Annotated in this window: 18 protein-coding genes; 3 read left to right on the forward strand and 15 right to left on the reverse strand. The window is 66.3% G+C overall.

Translation table 11 applies throughout. The annotated features are described in order from the left end of the window. The first annotated feature begins 173 nt into the window (after positions 1-173). Complete coding sequence (locus A5625_RS14435) at positions 174-911, forward strand: acyltransferase (protein WP_066994756.1); 738 nt, start codon at positions 174-176, stop codon at positions 909-911. A gap of 126 nt (positions 912-1037) precedes the next feature. On the opposite strand, the gene A5625_RS14440 is transcribed toward A5625_RS14435, so the two are convergent. From A5625_RS14440 to A5625_RS14450, 3 genes are read right to left on the reverse strand one after another with little or no spacing between them, the layout of a single operon-like run. Further along, positions 1038-2366: a deoxyribodipyrimidine photo-lyase gene (locus tag A5625_RS14440; RefSeq protein ID WP_066994759.1), complete on the reverse strand. Its 1329-nt coding sequence runs from the start codon at positions 2364-2366 to the stop codon at positions 1038-1040. A gap of 11 nt (positions 2367-2377) precedes the next feature. Beyond that, entirely contained in the window at positions 2378-2857 is a 480-nt protein-coding gene (locus tag A5625_RS14445; RefSeq protein ID WP_066994762.1) for a TspO/MBR family protein, read from the reverse strand. Further along, on the reverse strand, positions 2854-4962 hold the full coding sequence (locus tag A5625_RS14450; protein ID WP_232003691.1) for an MMPL family transporter: 2109 nt from the start codon (positions 4960-4962) through the stop codon (positions 2854-2856). Before A5625_RS14450 ends, A5625_RS14445 begins: the two co-directional genes overlap by 4 nt. Before the next feature lie 144 nt (positions 4963-5106). On the opposite strand from A5625_RS14450, the gene fni reads away from it, so the two are divergent. After that, complete coding sequence (gene fni / locus A5625_RS14455) at positions 5107-6153, forward strand: type 2 isopentenyl-diphosphate Delta-isomerase (protein ID WP_066994765.1); 1047 nt, start codon at positions 5107-5109, stop codon at positions 6151-6153. Between the two features lie 65 nt (positions 6154-6218). On the opposite strand, the gene A5625_RS14460 is transcribed toward fni, so the two are convergent. From A5625_RS14460 to A5625_RS14475, 4 genes are all read right to left on the reverse strand, one after another. Further along, positions 6219-6812: a MarR family winged helix-turn-helix transcriptional regulator gene (locus A5625_RS14460; protein WP_066994768.1), complete on the reverse strand. Its 594-nt coding sequence runs from the start codon at positions 6810-6812 to the stop codon at positions 6219-6221. Positions 6813-7015: 203 nt separating this feature from the next. Next, complete coding sequence (locus A5625_RS14465; protein ID WP_066994771.1) at positions 7016-7348, reverse strand: DUF3140 domain-containing protein; 333 nt, start codon at positions 7346-7348, stop codon at positions 7016-7018. 31 nt (positions 7349-7379) lie between these two features. Beyond that, complete coding sequence (locus A5625_RS14470) at positions 7380-7595, reverse strand: DUF2945 domain-containing protein (protein WP_066994774.1); 216 nt, start codon at positions 7593-7595, stop codon at positions 7380-7382. A gap of 6 nt (positions 7596-7601) precedes the next feature. Continuing rightward, the gene (locus A5625_RS14475; protein ID WP_066994777.1) at positions 7602-8036 is read right to left on the reverse strand and encodes a hypothetical protein; all 435 of its coding nucleotides are present in this window, start codon (positions 8034-8036) and stop codon (positions 7602-7604) included. A gap of 217 nt (positions 8037-8253) precedes the next feature. On the opposite strand from A5625_RS14475, the gene A5625_RS14480 reads away from it, so the two are divergent. Next, entirely contained in the window at positions 8254-8421 is a 168-nt protein-coding gene (locus tag A5625_RS14480) for a hypothetical protein (protein ID WP_232003696.1), read from the forward strand. 58 nt (positions 8422-8479) lie between these two features. Here the strand turns inward: A5625_RS14480 and A5625_RS14485 are convergent, their stop codons facing one another. The 8 genes from A5625_RS14485 to crtI form a co-directional block, all read right to left on the reverse strand. After that, complete coding sequence (locus tag A5625_RS14485) at positions 8480-10747, reverse strand: catalase (RefSeq protein WP_066994785.1); 2268 nt, start codon at positions 10745-10747, stop codon at positions 8480-8482. 228 nt (positions 10748-10975) lie between these two features. Beyond that, the gene (locus tag A5625_RS14490) at positions 10976-11983 is read right to left on the reverse strand and encodes a DUF5914 domain-containing protein (RefSeq protein ID WP_066994788.1); all 1008 of its coding nucleotides are present in this window, start codon (positions 11981-11983) and stop codon (positions 10976-10978) included. Between the two features lie 2 nt (positions 11984-11985). Further along, positions 11986-13506 carry an FAD-dependent oxidoreductase gene (locus A5625_RS14495; protein ID WP_066994791.1) on the reverse strand — a complete coding sequence of 507 codons (1521 nt, stop codon included), beginning with the start codon at positions 13504-13506 and terminating at the stop codon, positions 11986-11988. Next, the gene (locus A5625_RS14500) at positions 13503-14228 is read right to left on the reverse strand and encodes a class I SAM-dependent methyltransferase (RefSeq protein ID WP_066994793.1); all 726 of its coding nucleotides are present in this window, start codon (positions 14226-14228) and stop codon (positions 13503-13505) included. Before A5625_RS14500 ends, A5625_RS14495 begins: the two co-directional genes overlap by 4 nt. After that, entirely contained in the window at positions 14215-14526 is a 312-nt protein-coding gene (locus A5625_RS14505; RefSeq protein WP_066994796.1) for a lycopene cyclase domain-containing protein, read from the reverse strand. The genes A5625_RS14500 and A5625_RS14505 overlap by 14 nt, the downstream gene beginning before the upstream one ends. Next, on the reverse strand, positions 14523-14846 hold the full coding sequence (locus A5625_RS14510) for a lycopene cyclase domain-containing protein (protein ID WP_066994798.1): 324 nt from the start codon (positions 14844-14846) through the stop codon (positions 14523-14525). Before A5625_RS14510 ends, A5625_RS14505 begins: the two co-directional genes overlap by 4 nt. Further along, positions 14843-15796 carry a phytoene/squalene synthase family protein gene (locus A5625_RS14515; RefSeq protein ID WP_066994799.1) on the reverse strand — a complete coding sequence of 318 codons (954 nt, stop codon included), beginning with the start codon at positions 15794-15796 and terminating at the stop codon, positions 14843-14845. The genes A5625_RS14510 and A5625_RS14515 overlap by 4 nt, the downstream gene beginning before the upstream one ends. Then, a partial coding sequence (gene crtI / locus A5625_RS14520; RefSeq protein WP_082984411.1) for a phytoene desaturase family protein occupies positions 15793-17085 on the reverse strand: 1293 nt, incomplete at its 5' end. The genes A5625_RS14515 and crtI, both read right to left, overlap by 4 nt.

The raw sequence follows: 17085 nt of genomic DNA on the forward strand, positions 1-17085 counted from the left end.
AACGCCGAAGCCCACTGACGAGTTGTCGGGCAAGCACCTTCGGTTTTCCAAATCCTTCTTGCGAGGCGGGCAGCTCGCGGGCAGGCCCGGCCGTTCGGCGGCAATCGAGTACAGGTGAGGGTAACCCGTGGCGGTTCGCGGGCCCGCGATTGACCGAGTTACGCTAACCGGCCATGACGAGCATGTGGGGCGCACCGGTCCATCGCCGCTGGCGTGGATCGAACCTCCGGGACCCGCGCCAGGCCAAGTTCCTCACGCTGGCCTCGCTGAAGTGGGTGCTGCGCAACCGCGCGTACACCCCGTGGTATCTGGTGCGCTACTGGAGGCTGCTGAAGTTCAAGCTGGCCAACCCGCACATCATCACCCGCGGCATGGTGTTTCTCGGCAAGGGCGTGGAGATCCACGCGACACCCGAACTTGCGCAACTCGAGATCGGCCGATGGGTACACATCGGCGACAAGAACACCATCCGTGCGCATGAGGGCTCGCTGCGATTCGGCGACAAGGTGGTGCTGGGCCGGGACAACGTCATCAACGCGTACCTCGACATCGAGCTCGGCGATTCGGTGCTGATGGCCGACTGGTGTTACGTCTGCGATTTCGACCACCGGATGGACAACATCAACCTGCCGATCAAGGACCAGGGCATCGTCAAATCCCCGGTCCGGATCGGTCCGGACACCTGGGTGGGTGTCAAGGTGTCGGTGCTGCGCGGCACGTCGGTCGGACGCGGTTGCGTGCTGGGCTCGCACGCTGTGGTCCGCGGGGTCATCCCGGACTACTCGATCGCGGTGGGCGCGCCGGCGAAGGTGGTCAAGAACCGCCAGCTGGCATGGGAGAGCTCGGCCGCCCAGCGCGCCGAACTGGCGGCCGCGCTGGCCGACATCGAACGGAAAAAGGCCGCACACTAGGCCGGCCGCCTGCGGCTGGTCGAGGTTGCGCACCGGGGCGCTAGCGCCGCTAACGTCTCCGCACCATAAACAGCTTTTCGAAATCCGCAAGCGCCCGCGCTAGCGGATTGCTGGAGCCGCCGATCCTCAGATGCTCTGATAGCGCCGCAGCGCTTCGGTGCGCTCGGCGGCGTGATCGACGATGGGGGCCGGGTAGCCGTGCGGTCGTTGTCCTTTGCGCAGGTGCACGTCGTCGGCCGAGCGCAGTTCGGGCACCCAGCGCCGGATGTAATCGCCGGACGGATCGAACTTTTCGCCCTGTGTGATCGGGTTGAACACCCGGAAGTAGGGCGCCGCATCGGTACCGCAGCCCGCACTCCACTGCCAGCCGTGCTGGTTGTTCGCCATGTCTCCGTCCACCAGCTGGTCCAGGAACCATTCGGCGCCCCATTGCCAGGGCAGGTGAAGGTCTTTGACCAGAAACGAGGCAACGATCATGCGTACCCGGTTGTGCATGAATCCGGTGTCGCGCAGCTGACGCATCCCGGCATCGACGAAGGGAAAGCCCGTCTCGCCGGCTTTCCACGCCTCGAAGCGGCGTTTGGCCTCGGCCCCGGTGTCGGTCTGGATGCCGTCGAATTCGCTGTTCCAGTTGTGCCAGGCGCTGGACGGCCAGTGGTGCAGCACGTCGGCGTAGAAGTCGCGAAAAGCCAGCTCCCGCAGGAAGGCTCGCGCCCCGTTGCTTCGCAGGTCCAAATCGGCGGCCAAGGTTCGGGGATGGATGGCGCCGAACTTCAAGTGCGCCGACATGCGGCTGGTTCCGCTGAGGTCGGGCCTGTTGCGGTCCTGGCCGTAGCTCTGTAATCCGTTGGCGACGAACGACTTCCACTGTTTGTGCGCCGCCGCCTCGCCGGCGGCCACCTCGAGGGCAGGCCCGGGATCGGGGATGTCGCACTGCTTGATCCGCAGTTGCGCCGGGTCCAGCCATCGAGCGGACGTGGCGTTCGATGGCGCCGGTTCGCGCCACCCCGTCTGTTCCCACTGGCGCAGAAACGGGGTGAACACTTTGTAGGGCGAGCCGTCCGGTTTGGTGACGCGGCCGGGCGAGACCAGATACGGGGAACCCGTCGCCACCAGCGGCACCGATTCCAACGCGGCGCGCACCCGCTCGTCACGACGCTTCCCGAACGGTGCGAAGTCCTCCGAGATGTGCACCGATGACGCGCCGATCTCGTTGGCGATAGCCGGGATCAGCGTGTCCGGCTGTCCACGGGCGACGAGCAGCCGGCCATCGAGATCATCACGTAGCCGTCGCAGTGAATCGCCCAGGTACTGCAGCCGACGTTGCCCCGATGACTTTTCCAGGCGCGGATCGAGCACGAAGCAGGCGAGCACGTCATCGTTCTTGGCCGCAGCGACCAGAGCCGGATGGTCGCGCAACCGCAGATCGCGACGAAACCATAGCAGCGCAGGCATTATTCGGTGCCCTAACGGTTGAGACGCAAGATGCGGGTGGACAGGATGGTCGCAAAGCCACACCACAGCGGATAGGGCAGTAAAGCCAGGCCGCCGCGCGGCGTGGCCTGGGCCGTGCGCCGGGCCAGGTCTGCGCTACTGGCGGTGAGCGCCGCGGCGCCGAGCGCGGCCGCGCCGAGTTTGTGGTAGCGGAAGAACAGCCAACTCCATCCGGCGTTGAGCAGCAGATTCAGCGTCAGTGCGATGGTGTAACCGCGCGCCTTGTCATGTTGCCCGGTTGCCCGAAACCGGTCCAGGCTGACCGCCGATGTGGCGGCGATGTCGGCGTAGAGCGTGGTCCAGACTATGGGAAAGGCGGCACTGGGCGGCTGATAGGAGGGTTTGCGCAGCCGCGAATACCACCGGGAAGTGACTTTGCTGCTGGCAATGCTTCCGGTGCCGGCGGCCGCGGCGACGGCCAGGCTGGTCGCGGCCGGTATCGATCTGTTCATGGCCTGCTCCTTTCTGGTTGTGACCGGTCCGCTTGTTGCTCAACGGCTTTGGTGTGAACGGGGTTGGCGGGCCACCAGATCCGATCGCCGATGAGGGCGAACAGTGCCGGGATGACCAGCGTGCGCACCACGAAGGTGTCGAGCAGGATACCCAGGCCGACGATGATGCCCAGCTGGGTCAGAACGATCAACGGCAACACCCCCAGCACACAGAACACAGCGGCCAAAACGATTCCGGCACTGGTGATTACGCCGCCGGTGGCCGATACCGCGCGGACCATCCCACGGTGGGCACCGTGCCGTGCGGCTTCCTCGCGGGCGCGGGTGACCAGAAAAATGGTGTAGTCCACGCCCAGGGCCGCCAAGAACAGAAAGGCGAACAACGGGGTGGTGTTGTCCAGCGCCGGAAAGCCGAAGACGTGCATGCTCGCCCAGCCGCCCATGCCCAACGCGGCCAGCGCGCCGAGAATCGTCGCGGCCAACAGGGTCGGTGGCGCGAGGGCCGACCGCAGCAGCACGTAGAGGACGGTCAGGATAACGGCCAGGATCGCCGGCATGAGTAGCTTGCGGTCATGCGTGGCCGCGTCGCGGATATCGAGGGCCTGGGCGTCGGCGCCGCCCACCAGCGCACCGGAGTCGGCGGCCCGCGCCGAATCACGCAGCGCGTCAACGATGGTGAATGCCCGGCTCGACGACGGCGGTGCGGCGGTCACCACTGACCACTTCGTCAGACCCGAGCCTGATCGGCCGGCCTCGGTCACCGAGACAACACCGGGGGTGGCCTTGATCGCCTGCTGAACGGACGAAGCGTGGTCGGTGGAGCCGACGACCAGTGTCGGGTTGGCCAGGCCGGCCGGAAAATGTTCGGCCACAACGTGATAACCCGACACCGAGTCCGCGCGAACCCGGAACTGCTCGGTCTGCGACAAACCGATCCGGGTGCTCAACAAACCGGTGCCAAGCACCGCCAGCACCGCCATCGCGACTGTCGCAACCAGTGCGGGATGCTCACCGACCCGCTCCGCAACGCGATGCCAGGGGCCGGAGTCCAGGGTTTCGTCGTCGCCGGCGCGCGGGATGAACGGCCAGAACAATCGACGGCCGCACGCGGCCAGCAGCGGCGGCAGGATCAGCAGCACCGAAATCGCCGCGACCACAAGGCCGCACGCCCCCAGCACGCCCAGGCTGCGCGTGCTGGGGGTAGACGCGAACGGCAGGGTGAGCAACGCCAGCACTACGGTGGCGTTGCTGGCGACGATGGCCGGTCCCGCTCTGCGCACCGCCTGCCGCAGGGCGGCGCGGTGCGCGGCATACTGCCGGAGTTCTTGGCGGTACCGGGAAATCAGCAACAGCGCGTAATTGGTGCCGGCGCCGAAAACCAGCACACTGGTGATCCCGGAGGTGGCGCCGTCGAAGCTCAACCCGGTCAGCGATGCCACCGCCGTCCCGATCGCCGCGGCCACCCGGTCGGCGAATCCGACCACGAGTAGCGGGACCAGCCACAGCACCGGGGAGCGATACGTGGCGATCAGCAGCAGCGCCACCACGGCCGTCGTCACCGCGAGCAAGGTGATGTTTGCGCCTTTGAATGCGCTGGCGATGTCCGCGCCGAAGGCGGGCCCACCGGTGATGTGAACCTGCAGATCCGCGGGAAGCCCACTGGCCGCGGCGGCGCGCACGGTGCTGACGGCGTCGCCCAGGGCAAGCCCCGACAGGCCGGTACTGATGGGCACGACGCCAAGGGCGGCCTTGCCGTCCTGGGATGCGATCACCGGCCCGGCCGCCCGGCCGGCGCCGGGGGTGGTGGCGGACTGCGCTCGATCGTGAGCGGCGTCGGCGGCGCTGAGACCCGACGGCCCGAGGGTTGCCCCATCGGTGCGGCTGACCACCACCATGAGTGGTGCCTGGTCACCGCCGGGAAACTGCCGGGAAAGCGCTTCGACCTGTGCGGACTGGGACTCGGTAGGTACCGACTGCGGAGACTGGCCGGCGGCGGCGTTGCCGCCGACGATCACCATGAAGCCGATCCCCACCAGGGCTGTGACCAGCGCGAGCAGCAATGAGCGCCGACCGGTCACAGCGGCGGCCATGCGATCCCACACCACCAAACAACCCTTTCAGTTCCTTAAACATTAATCAACTGAAACGACGTATCGCCGTGCAGCCGCGCCGGCGACACGCAATAGGGGGCACTATGGACAGTATGACCGCGGCCCGGGGCCAGTGTCGGACGCGAAGGGGTAGCTGCGATGACCGTTGACCGTGGTGAGATGACGACTCGCAAGCGACGGCACATCGATGTCTGCTTGACCGAGCCGGTCGGCTATGACGGAGTCACGACCGGCCTGGAGCGCTATGAATTGCCCTACCACGCATTGACTCAGACGAATCTGGGCGATATCGATTTGTCCACCAGCTTTTTCGGCGCCAACCTACGGTCTCCGTTGCTCATCGGTGCGATGACCGGGGGCGCCGAGCTGTCCGGGAGGATCAACCGGAATCTGGCAGCCGCCGCTCAACAGCTGGGTATCGGCATGATGCTGGGCTCGCAGCGGATCATGTTGGACAGTGCGCTGGGCGAGCGTGCCGCGGACAGCTTCACGGTGCGCGATGTGGCACCGGATGTCTTGCTGTTCGGCAACATCGGCTTGGCTCAACTGACGAAGACCGCCGTGCCGGATCTGGCCAAGGCCCTTGACCGGGTCGGCGCCGACGCGCTTGCCGTGCACACCAATCCGCTTCAGGAAGCGATGCAGCACAACGGCGACACCGATTTTTCCGGGTCGCTGAGCCGATTGCGTGAGGCCGCAGACACCATCGGCCATCCGGTGCTGCTCAAGGAGGTCGGCCACGGCATCGGTGGCGCGGCGGCTGCGGAACTTGTTGGGGGAGAAGGCAAATTGCCGGTAACAGGGATCGACGTCGCGGGTGCCGGCGGCACGTCATGGTCGCGGGTCGAGCAGTTCGTGCGGTACGGCGAACTGCGCTACCCGCACTTGGCTGACTGGGGTGTCCCCACCGCCCGGGCGATCGTCGAGGTACGTGAGGTGCTGCCGGCGATCCCGTTGGTGGCGTCCGGTGGCATCCGTACCGGCATGGACGCGGCCAAGGCCATCGCACTGGGTGCCGATGTCGTGGCGGTGGCGCGACCGCTGCTGCCCGCGGCGATCGAATCGAGTGCCGCCGTTGTCGATTGGCTGCAGCCGTTCATCGACGAGCTACGGGTCTGTCTGCACGGCTGTGGCGCCGCAAATCTGGCAGACCTGCGCGATGTCGAACTCGTCGCCATAACCTAGGTCGCGCGACGTGATTGATGCCGAGGATTCCCCCGCTGATCTGCTGCGGCCTGGTCGAACAGCGACTACTGGGCCGCCTGATCACTAACGGCGCGTTTGACCGGACTGCGGCGTCGTTTCGGCGTCGTGCGTTTCGGTTCTGTGACGTCGGGTGTCGTGGGACTCGGTGGCGCTAGTCGGGATTCGAAGCAGGCCATCGCCTCGATCATGGCCGTGAAGACCCGATGGGCCGCCGCCAGGTCGCGATCGGAAAGGTGCGCGAGGGCGGTATGTAGCTCGGCGCCCAGCGGAGTGAAAAAGGACCGAGCCAGCGCCATGCCCTGCTTCTCGTAGCGGAGCAGGGTCTTGCGCCGGTCTTGGGGATCGGGTTCACGCCGCACGTGGCCGGCGTCGATCATGCGATCGACCAGATAGGTGATCGCGGCCGGCGACACGTCCATGCGCCGTCGCAACTGCGCCGCGGTCAACGGTTCTCCAGCGGTCTCGGCGACCATGATGTGCAGCAATGCGTGGAAGTCGGTGCCGCTGACGTCGTTTTGGCGGGCGAAGTGCCGGCCTATGCGGTCGGACTGCGCAGTGATCGCACGCATGTCGGCCGACATCAATTTCTCGAGTTCGGCTCGGTCTAATCGCCGATCAGTGGCGGCACGCTTGGTCACTTACCCGCATCCTTCTTGGACGACACGCCGGCCAGCGTATCGGCGACCGCTACCCGCCGCCGGCGAAACGCTCCGGCGTTTCTCCGCATGTGTCGATTGCGGGCGAGCACTGAGAGCAGACACGCCCTGCAGTGTCTCCGGTGCGATCGGTGGCCATCACCCTACCCCCGCGCGATGGTCGTCCCCGCGTTGAGCGGGCGATATCAGGACTTGGCGGGGTCGTGACCCCAGTTCATCAACGAGTATCGCCACGGGCTGTCGTTGATGTTGCCGTGCGGACGTTGCGCCAGGTGACGCTTGGCGTAGCCGACTACCTTTCGCATGTGTGCGTAGTCGGCATCCGTCAGGTCGGCGCGTTTGGCTTTGAGTATGACGACGATGCGACGGCCGCTGGCGTGCCCGGTGGATTCGCCACCATCCCGCTTTTGACCCACCGTCTTCGATTCGTCGGTGGGTAGCCACTTTTCCAGCTCGCGTGCGGTCATGTTGACCGTAGCCCGAAAACGATCCCAGGTAGTTTTCTCGTCGTCGGTCATGCTCAGTTTTGGCGGATCCCGTTGACGCGCATCACTTCACGCGACGTAGCGCGTCCGGCTTGTGCACCGCGTCCGCGCCCGTCTTGTCGCTGCGCACCTTGTACTGTGGCTCGTCCTTTGACGCTCGTACCGTGCGCCCGGCAGCTTCGGTATCGGAGGTGATGCTGCCCTCGACCGTGCCCCGGACCGTGGTGCCGTGGCTTTGCCACTCGACCTTGTCGCCCTTCTTGAATTGATTGTCGCTCACAATGATTCATCCTTTCGCCGCTTCATCACCGGGAGACGCGATGTGGGCCGGGTGGCCGGCGGTGCGCCGACGTTCTTTCAAGGCCGTCTCGTACACATGGCGATGCCCACCGGTGAGTCGGCTTCGCACCAGCTGTTCGATCTCTTTGAAACACTGGTAGTAGCCGTCGTCGTAGTCCTCCACGACCTGGAAGCTCCACCGGCCCGGTAACACGTTGCGCCCGATCAACTCCTCGCAGATATATTGCGCCAGATCATCGTGGCCGATTTCGCGCAGCCGGGTCACCGCCTCGTCCAGTTGCAGGTCGGCGCGACCGGTGAGCTGATGGAAGGAATACAAGTGCCCGCGGGCACGCTCGATGGTTTCCAGCGCTTCGGTCAAACGTCCCACCGCCTGCGCAACGCGGTCACCGGCCTGCTGGCTACTTGCCCGGTCACTCATCACATGCCTCCCCCTATTGGCCTATGCATTCCCGCCGCACGTGGGGCCGAACCGTCCGATAGCCGGATGACTCCGTTAAGCAATTGAACAGTTCAACTGCTGGGTGAAACTGAGCCCGACGCATGTTTGAACGATTCCGCCCCGGGTATCTGAGGTGGCGATGACTGTGCTTGAGACATCGCGGCGCCTGGGGCGCGCGGAACGTAAAGTGCTGCGCGTGCAACGGCGCTTGTGGCTTGCGCAGGTGGCCATGTGGCCCGCCGTGATCGTGCTGGCGGTCCTGCTCGCGGTCGGTGTGCTGTGGCTGGTGCGGCGCCGGTCCACCGGCGGTCGGCATGCCGTGGCGCCCGCAGCCAATGGTGCGGCGGGCGAGTACAGCCCTTGAGAGCACGGCGCTGGTGGATGCCAACGCCCGTCCGCCTGAGCGTCCCGGATCTAACTGGTCAAGTGGGGACGACGCGGTTCCACACCCGGTGCTCCTCGAGGCCGGCGACGAGCGACGAGACGATGTTCGACGCGTCCGAGCCGCTGAAGATCCCTTCGCCTTCCGCCGGAACACCCGCTGCCGTAAGAAGATTCGTCCCCTGTGGCAGCACGCCGAGCGGCTTGAGATGACGGAACGCCTCGTCGACGAGGGTCCGTGCACCGGCTTCAACTGGTGATCCCGCGACCAGGACGGCATCGACTTCAATCGATCGTCCCGTCGAGTACGTGCGCGAAACTGGCGGGCCGCCGTTGCGGTCCAGCGTGCCGCCATGCGAAGCGAATACCAGGGGAACCAGCTTGGCTGCGGTGATCGCGGCAACCGCCGCAGTCACCTGACCGGTGTCGGAGTCCGCGTCGGTGAGGATACCGATGCGACGACCGGCGACCGGCCACCGTTGTCCGATTTGCGAGAGCGCCGGGCTGACCGCCGGGGCGGCAGGTGGCGCGGCGGGGACGGGCGCCTGCAAACCCAGTCGCTCGGCGACGGCGGCGCACAAGTCGGTATCGATCTTCGCCAGGACGGAGAGCTCACGTTCCTTGATTGCCTGTTCGTAGCATTTACCCAACTCGAAGGCGAACGCCTCGACGACATGGGCTTGTTCGACCGGCTGCAGGCTGCGGTAGAACAACGTCGCTTGGCTGAAGTGGTCGTCGTAGCTCGCCGGATTTGCGCGACGTTTGGTCGACGCGGGCAGCTCAACGGGGGCCTCGATGAAGGCGGCCAGATCGGCTCCCGCGGCGAACGGGCAGCCGCCGTCGATCGAGTTCGGACGGTAGGGCGCATTGCCGGGATGTACGCCGTGCTGGTGGAAGCCGTCTCGCAACATGTCGTTGACCGGCGCGTGCGGGCGGTTGATCGGGATCTGCGCGAAGTTCGGACCGCCCAGCCGGGTGATCTGAGTGTCGAGATAGGAGAACAACCGCGCGTGCAACAGCGGGTCATCGGTGACGTCGATACCGGGAACCAGATGACCGATGTGGAACGCCACCTGCTCGGTCTCGGCGAAGAAGTTGGTCGGGTTGGCGTTGAGTTGCATGGTGCCGATGATCTGAACGGGAGCCAGCTCCTCGGGCACGATCTTGGTCGAGTCGAGCAGATCGATGCCTTCGAAGGTTTGCTCGGCGTTGTCCGGGAACACCTGGATGCCCAGATCCCACTCGGGGTAGGCGCCCGACTCGATGGCGTCGGCGAGGTCACGACGGTGGAAGTCGGGGTCGACACCGGCGGCGATCTGCGCTTCCTCCCACACCAGCGAGTGCACCCCCAGGCGTGGCTTCCAGTGGAACTTCACCAGCGACGTCGTGTTATCAGCGGCGACCAGCCGGAACGTGTGGACGCCGAAGCCCTCCATCGTCCGGAACGACCGCGGGATCGCCCGGTCGGACATGGCCCACATGGTGTGCGCGGATGCTTCGGTATGCAGTGACACGAAATCCCAGAACGTGTCGTGCGCGGTCTGGGCTTGCGGGATCTCGCGATCCGGGTGCGGCTTGGCCGCATGGATCACGTCGGGAAACTTGATGCCGTCCTGGATGAAGAACACCGGGATGTTATTGCCGACCAGATCAAACGTTCCCTCGTCGGTGTAGAACTTGGTGGCGAACCCGCGGGTGTCCCGCACGGTGTCGGCCGATCCCCGGGAACCGATCACGGTGGAGAATCGGACGAACACCGCCGTCTCGGCGCCGGACTTGAGAAACCCTGCCTTGCAGAGCTTCTCGGCCGCGCCGTTGCCGCGGAACACACCGTGAGCACCGGCGCCACGGGCGTGCACCACACGTTCCGGAATGCGCTCATGATCGAAGTGAGTGATCTTCTCGCGCAGATGGTGATCCTGCAGAAGCGTCGGGCCGCGTTCACCGGCCTTCAGCGAATGATCGGTGTCATACAGCCGGACACCCTGAGCGGTGGTCAGATAGCGGTCCTGCTGCCCGCGCGCGGTCGCCGGACCCTCCACCGGTGCTCCGGTAGCGGTGCGAAGTTCCGGGGCGATCTGATCGTTTTTGGGCGGCAACGGCTCTCGTGGTGTCGTCGGCTCGGCCAGGTCTGGTGGTCGGGCGCCTGGCGCGCTAGGAATGTAGCCGCTGGCCTGCGCCTGCTGAGCCTTTCCCTCGCGAACCAGATACTCCTGACCGGACACCGCCCCGATGGCCTGCTTGGCCACCGCCTTGACGCCCTCGACGACACCCTTGACCGGGTTGCTGCGCCCGCCGTCCTCCGCCATTGGTTCTCCTTGGTTGGCTTGAATGCACTACGCCCGGCTGAGGTCTCAGGGGCTTCAGTCGAGCGTTCCCGGAAGCGGCACGGCGAAACCCCGATTGGCGTATCGACGTTGAAAACTGGCAAACCGGCAGGGTAAGCGCTCTCCTTGGGTCAATTCAGGCTGTCACGGCGAATCAGTGTGCCGCTCGAATTCGCACAGCTGAACCCGACCAGGCGCCAGCTTCGAGCCCTACGAAACCGCGCGCACCTGGTAACGGCGCTCGGCGTAGGCGAGGTCGTCGCGCCACAGTCGGGTAGCCGCATAGCGCATGAACGGTGTGATCAGCGGCGCCGCCCGAGCGGCATGCTTGAAACCAGTCCGGTCGGAATGCGCGATGGTGGCCTCCAGGACGGCGGTGCGGGGACGGCCGTCCCGGCCTGGACCCATTGGCGTCGCGTGGGTTTCGACGACGCTGCCCGTCCCCTCGCCATCCACGATGCGCATGACGATGGTGCGTGCCTCGGGGCACCAGAACTCCGCGACGACGGGTACCCCGAGCCGTCCCATCCGGAAAGTCACCGCTACCAGGAATCGGTCTGTCTGTTCGGTGGGCGTCGTGAGCACTTCGAGCCGGGTGAACGAGTAGGGGTGAAACCACGCGCCGTGCCACGGATCGAGCCGGTTGGCGATGACGTCGGTCGGTTCGCACACGCCCACCATCCGGGCGACCGCGCTCAGGGTGTCGCCGCCCGGCCGTTCCACAATGACGGGCCGCTCCAACGGTTCCTCCTGGCCCACCGCGTCGAGCCGGACCCAAGCCAAGGTGCCATCGTCGTGACTGGGCAACGGGCTCCAGCCGAATTCGCGTGCGTTTCCGTCCAGGGTCAGCCCGTGCCACCGACAGATCAGTGTGCCCTGGCGCACGGTGCCGGTGGCGAGGTCGGCGCCCAGATGTGGACAACTGCGCGGCCCTGCGCACAGCCGGCCCTGCTCGTCGCGCCACGCGACGATATCGACACCGGCCACGCGCGCGCCGAAGGGCCGCCCGCCGCGCACCTGGCGGCTGGCGGCGAACGGGTACCAATTACCGGTGGGCCGGTGCTGGGAGCGGCGCAGTGCGGCGTCGATGATGGCAGGTTGCGCATCGCGATACGTGGGGCGTTGACCAGCCCATGACATGCGCGGGATCACCTGCAGCGGCCAAGCTTTGGCCCGGCCGGCGGACAAGCGTTGCTGAAGCTGTTCGCGAATATTCATGCTCAGGCCGATCTTTCGCGGTTGGCAAGCCATCGCAGCAGTGGTGACCGGCCTTGGGTGGGCACGGTGGCCAACGGGTGCCCGGCTAGCCCCCATCGTTGCAGTAGTTCGTTCGCTGCGCACCAGCCGGTGGTGGCGGCCCGCTCCATGAGTGCCACCGGCAAGTCGATCCGGACGGTGTCGCCGGCCAACAGCACGCCGGGCGTGGGGGTGACGACCGAGGGGCGGTCAATGTAGGACCCAGGCGAAAACAAGGGGCAGTCGTTGCGATGCAATAACCTCTCGTGAACGATCTCTGCCGCAGCGGTTTCCGGGTATATCCGGTGCAGTTCCCGTAGCGCGGCAGCGCGGGACGGAGCCGAAGTCAATGCGTAAGAATGCAATTCGACGACCGAACCATGATGTGCGGCGGCCCAGTCCCGTGCTTCGCATTCGTAGCGATCCAGCACGCTGATGTTGTCCAGTGGATCGTGTCCGGCCGTGCCCAGAAAAGCCGGCCGCTGCGCCGCGACCGGGCGGTCGAGCCACAACCGGTGCACGGCGAAGGGCGGCGCGGTACGCAAACGCGATATCCGCGCCCGCCAGTGGTCGGTGCCCAGGCCGCTCGACGCCGAAACGATCCTTTGCAAACCCGCGATGTCGGTGGCCAACACGACGGCGTCGACTTCGGAATGCTCATCCGAATCGGTCCGCACCCGAAATCCCTGCGCCGCCTCCGCGTCGATGCTCGCGACAGTGGTGGCGAGCCGGAACTCCACACCCCGCCCTTCGAGATAGTCGCGTAACGGCTGCCACAGCGCGCTGTTGTAGTTCGCGCACGGCACATCGAAGATCAGGCCTTCGGATGACCCCAGGAAGTAGATGTGGAACATGGTCGCCAACTCGGCCGCCGAGAGCTGGGCGGGATCGGCGAAAAAGCTGCGGGAAAACACTTCGAACGCCAAATGCCTTGCCGCCTCAGGGAATCGGATGTCCTCGAGAAACTTCGCGGCGTCGGTGTGGTCGAGGCGCTGGTAGGTGCCGGGCACCGACACCGCGGCCAGTGGTGCGGCCGCGCGGGCGTCGATGCGGGTGAAGTCGCGAAGCCGGAATGTCGGACTGCGCGCCGCGAAGACCACGGCATTCCACGGCGGGGTGCGGGGCAGCCCGCGGAAGCTGTCACGCCGGCCCGCTCCGTCGATGAGCGGGTAATCCTCGACGGGAGTGAGCATCCGCAGCTGCGGGTCGATTCGCCTCAACAGGGCACGCAGGTTGTAGTACTGCCGGAAGAACGCGTGGAAGCCGCGGTTCATCGCGAGTTCGACGCCGCCGTCCTGCTCGGTCCAACCCCCGACCCGGCCACCGAGGTAGTGCTCGCGCTCGAAGACCTCGACGGCGACGCCGCGCTCGGCCAAGCCGGTGGCGGCCGTCAGGCCGGCGATCCCGCCGCCGACGACCGCTACTCGGGGACGCGACGACAGTGCATCGGCGTTCAGCAATCCCGTTGGGGCGGAGAACGTTCGACGGCGCCGATCGGCGGTCATCGCGGCGCATCCGCAAGGAAGGTGTGCACGATGTTGGCTTCCCAGCCGGGCATCGTCTCGCTGTGCACCGCGGTGAAGCCGGCATCGGTGAGTCGAGTCCGAAATCGCGCTGCGCCGTCGAACGCCAGCACACTGCGCCACAAGTAGCGATACAGCCCGCTATCCCCGGTCTGCCACCATCCGGCGGGAATGATGATGCCCCAGCACACGGCGTGCCAGATACGGGTGGCGGCGGGGGAGTCGCGCACCGAATATTCGTGCACCGCCAGCGTTCCCCCGGGGCGTAACAACTCGCGGAACTGTCGCAGTTGGTCGTCGGGGTCGGCGACGTTGCGGATCAGGTAGGCGGCCAGGATGCCGTCGAACGGTCCGGTGATCCCATGCTCTGCCAGCTGTTCGACGGGGGTATGGACGAACCGCACCGAGGCGGGCCAGTCTTTCGCCAGCGCCGCGTCGAGCATTCCCCGTGACGCGTCCACCGCGACGATGTCGGCCTCTGGCGCGACGGCGAGCAGCGCGGCCGTCGAGGCGCCGGTCCCGCATCCGGCATCAAGCAACCGTAAGCCCTTGCCGCGATACGGGATACGCATCCGGCGAGCCGACAGATCCAGTTGCGCGTGGTAGCCGGGGCTGGCGCCAACCAGGCGGTCGTATGCCGGCGCACCCGCGTCGAATGCGGCCGCCAAGTCGGCGGGGACAGCGCCCACGTCACCGACGCGCACGTTGCCGCTCCCACAGCAGAAGGACCGCGGTGACCAACGCGAAGCCGAACAAGAAGTCTTCGACCGGTATGTCGAACGGAAAGCGCACGCCGCTTAGCTGCCGATCGTCATAAATCACGATCGGGGAGCTGAGTTTGGTCAGCCAGCCGTCCACCGGAATCTGAAATCCCAGCACGATCAGCATCGAGAGCCAGTACGCCCGCTGCCGCAACAGGCCGGTCCGAAGCACCGCCAATTCCAGTGCCAGGACCATCAATACCGCCAGCACCGCCGGCAGGGTGTAACCAAGACCGGTCATCGGCGGTGCACCTTGTCCAGGATGGTGGTCACGGCGTTGTAGGTCAGTAATGCGCAGACCGGAATGATAAGGAAGAACAGCACCTCTTCGATCGGTACTCGAAACGGGATGTTCAGGCCGCACAGGTAGGCGCGGTGGTAAGTCCAGACGTGCGCGGCGACCGCGATCTCGTCCCAGACCAGAAACACCGCGGCCACCGGCAGGACCGCCTTGACGACCCGTCGCCACTGCCGGTAGACGCCGGGGCCGAAGATCTCCAGGGGCGCGGTGATCACCAGGCATGCGGCCAGCACCGCCAGGTATTGCCACCGATCGCTCATGCGACCCCCGATTGACCAACGCCGTGCGCGCCGTTTCGCGCCCGCCACGACCGTATCAGTCCGACGCCGGCGACTCGAAGCCGTCGAGCCTTGCCGACGGTGGCGCGGTGATCGAAGACCGCAAAGTCGCTTCTTTCGATGCAGTCCAAGATGTCTGAATACAGCGCCGCCGCGGTCGCCACGCACGGCCGTGAGCGGCGGGCCAGGGTGGCGATTCCATCAGAAGCGAATCGATATGTCTGCCGGGCGATTTCATGCTGAGCGATCAAGGCGCGCCGCACCCGCGGATCGGTGCGGCGGTGGGTATGACACCACGTCAACAGCTCCCGGTCGACGCCGTCGGCGGCCAGTTCGTCGGCCGGCAGGTAGACCCGCCCGCGCTGCAAGTCCTCGTCGACATCCCGCAGGAAGTTGGTGAGCTGAAACGCCCGGCCCAGTGCCGCGGCGTACGGGGCGGCCTCCTGCGCGGGCGTCACGGTTCCCAAGATCGGGAGCACTTGCAGCCCAATCGCTTCCGCGGATCCCCGCATGTACAGGTTGAGGGCTTTCCGGTCGGGATAGTCGGTGACTGTCAGATCCATCCGCATCGAAGCCAAGAAGTCTTCGAACAGTCCGGCGCTGATCTGGTAACGCCGTACAGTGTGGGTCACCGCGGCGACCAGCGGATCCTCCAGGTGGGCACCGGTGGAGAAGAAACGCTCCGACAATTGCTGGAGCCGCCGGCCGCGGATGTCGGCGCCGACCTGTGGATCGAGATCGTCGAGGATGTCGTCGGCGTACCGGGCGAAGCCGTACAGCGCGTGCACCGCTGGCCGCTGGTCGGGCGCGAGTAGCCGGGTGGCCAGAAAGAAGGTCCTGCCGTGGGCGGCATTGAGTTCACGGCACCGCCGATATCCGTCGCGCAGCCGCGGATCGTCGATCCCGGCGGCGGTCAGCTCGCTGCGCATCACGGCAAACCGGCTTTCATGTCCATGTGCCTGGCGCAGCGGTTGACCGCGCCGGTGATGCGGTCGGCGGCCAGCCTGCCGGAAATGAGTGTGGTCGGAACGCCGACGCCGGGCACCGTGGAGGACCCGGCGAGCACCGCGTTGTCGATGCCGCGCACCAGGTTGCCCGGGCGAAACGGTCCGGTCTGACTGAAGGTGTGTGCGAGCGCGAACGGGCTGCCGGCCGCCATGTCCCGGCGCGCCCAGCCCGCAGGAGTCACCACATCCAAAACCTTTGCATCACACCGTAATCCGGGCAGCATCCGGTCAGCGACGTGGTTGATGAGGTCCTCGACGTACGCATCGCCGGTGCGATCCCAGTCAATGGTGCCGTGGTCCAGGTTCGGCGCCGGGGCGAGCAGGTACAGCAGATCGTGCCCATCGGGAGCCAAGGTAGGGTCGCTGGCCGTCGGCCGGGTGACCAGTATTGATGGGTCCCGCATGAGTTGTCCGTCGCGGATGATGTCGGTGAAGGTCTGATCCCACGAATCGCCGAACAGGATGGTGTGATGCGCCGTGTCGGATCCGACCGCGGGGCAGCCCACATGCGCGACGACCGCCGAGGGCGAGGGTCGCAGCCGCACCGGGCGACGCGGCGTGCGGCGCAGCAGTGCGTAGCTCCGCGGCAGTTCGGTGGTCAGCACCACCGCGTCGCAGGCAACGCGGCCGGACTGCTCGGTCACCACGGCGCTGACCCGACCGCCGGTGCGTTCGAGTGCGGTAACGGTTGTGCCGTAACAGAATTGGACGCCGGCACCGGCGGCTGCTGCGGCCAGCGCGTCGGGCAGCGCGCGTACCCCGCCGCGCGGAAACACCACACCCGAGATGGTGTCCATGTAGGCGATGACCGCGTATACCGCCAGCGCATCGCGCGGCGCCACGCCGGCATACAGCGATTGGAAGGTGAAGATCCGCTGCAACCGTAGGTCGCTGATGTGGCGCTTGACCATCCGGTCCCACTTGCGGAAGCCGCCGATCGCGGTCAGCCGCGCCAACTGCGGGGTGAGCAGCGACAGCGGCGAGTCGAAGTTCGCCGCGATGAACCCGTCGAATTCGGTGCGGTACAACCGCGTCAGCCAGTCCCGAAGCCGTCGGTAGCCCGCCGCCTGTCCGAAGCCGGCGAACGCTGCGATCGCGTCGGCCATCCGATCTGCGTCACTGTGCACGTCCAGCGCACTGCCGTCGGCGAACAACTCAGTGAGCGGATGGAGTTGTTGACGGTCGATCCGGCCTACCGTGCGGTGTCCGGCAAA

This window comes from Mycobacterium sp. 1465703.0, assembly GCF_001672975.1.
Lineage (GTDB): Bacteria > Actinomycetota > Actinomycetes > Mycobacteriales > Mycobacteriaceae > Mycobacterium.

Bases quoted from the DNA above. Each gene is read 5' to 3' on its own strand.
- A5625_RS14435 (WP_066994756.1), top strand. From the start codon at position 174: ATGACGAGCATGTGGGGCGCACCGGTCCATCGCCGCTGGCGTGGATCG.
- A5625_RS14440 (WP_066994759.1), bottom strand. From the start codon at position 2,366: ATGCCTGCGCTGCTATGGTTTCGTCGCGATCTGCGGTTGCGCGACCAT.
- A5625_RS14445 (WP_066994762.1), bottom strand. From the start codon at position 2,857: ATGAACAGATCGATACCGGCCGCGACCAGCCTGGCCGTCGCCGCGGCC.
- fni (WP_066994765.1), top strand. From the start codon at position 5,107: ATGACCGTTGACCGTGGTGAGATGACGACTCGCAAGCGACGGCACATC.
- A5625_RS14465 (WP_066994771.1), bottom strand. From the start codon at position 7,348: ATGACCGACGACGAGAAAACTACCTGGGATCGTTTTCGGGCTACGGTC.
- A5625_RS14475 (WP_066994777.1), bottom strand. From the start codon at position 8,036: ATGAGTGACCGGGCAAGTAGCCAGCAGGCCGGTGACCGCGTTGCGCAG.
- A5625_RS14485 (WP_066994785.1), bottom strand. From the start codon at position 10,747: ATGGCGGAGGACGGCGGGCGCAGCAACCCGGTCAAGGGTGTCGTCGAG.
- A5625_RS14490 (WP_066994788.1), bottom strand. From the start codon at position 11,983: ATGAATATTCGCGAACAGCTTCAGCAACGCTTGTCCGCCGGCCGGGCC.
- A5625_RS14495 (WP_066994791.1), bottom strand. From the start codon at position 13,506: ATGACCGCCGATCGGCGCCGTCGAACGTTCTCCGCCCCAACGGGATTG.
- A5625_RS14505 (WP_066994796.1), bottom strand. From the start codon at position 14,526: ATGACCGGTCTTGGTTACACCCTGCCGGCGGTGCTGGCGGTATTGATG.
- A5625_RS14510 (WP_066994798.1), bottom strand. From the start codon at position 14,846: ATGAGCGATCGGTGGCAATACCTGGCGGTGCTGGCCGCATGCCTGGTG.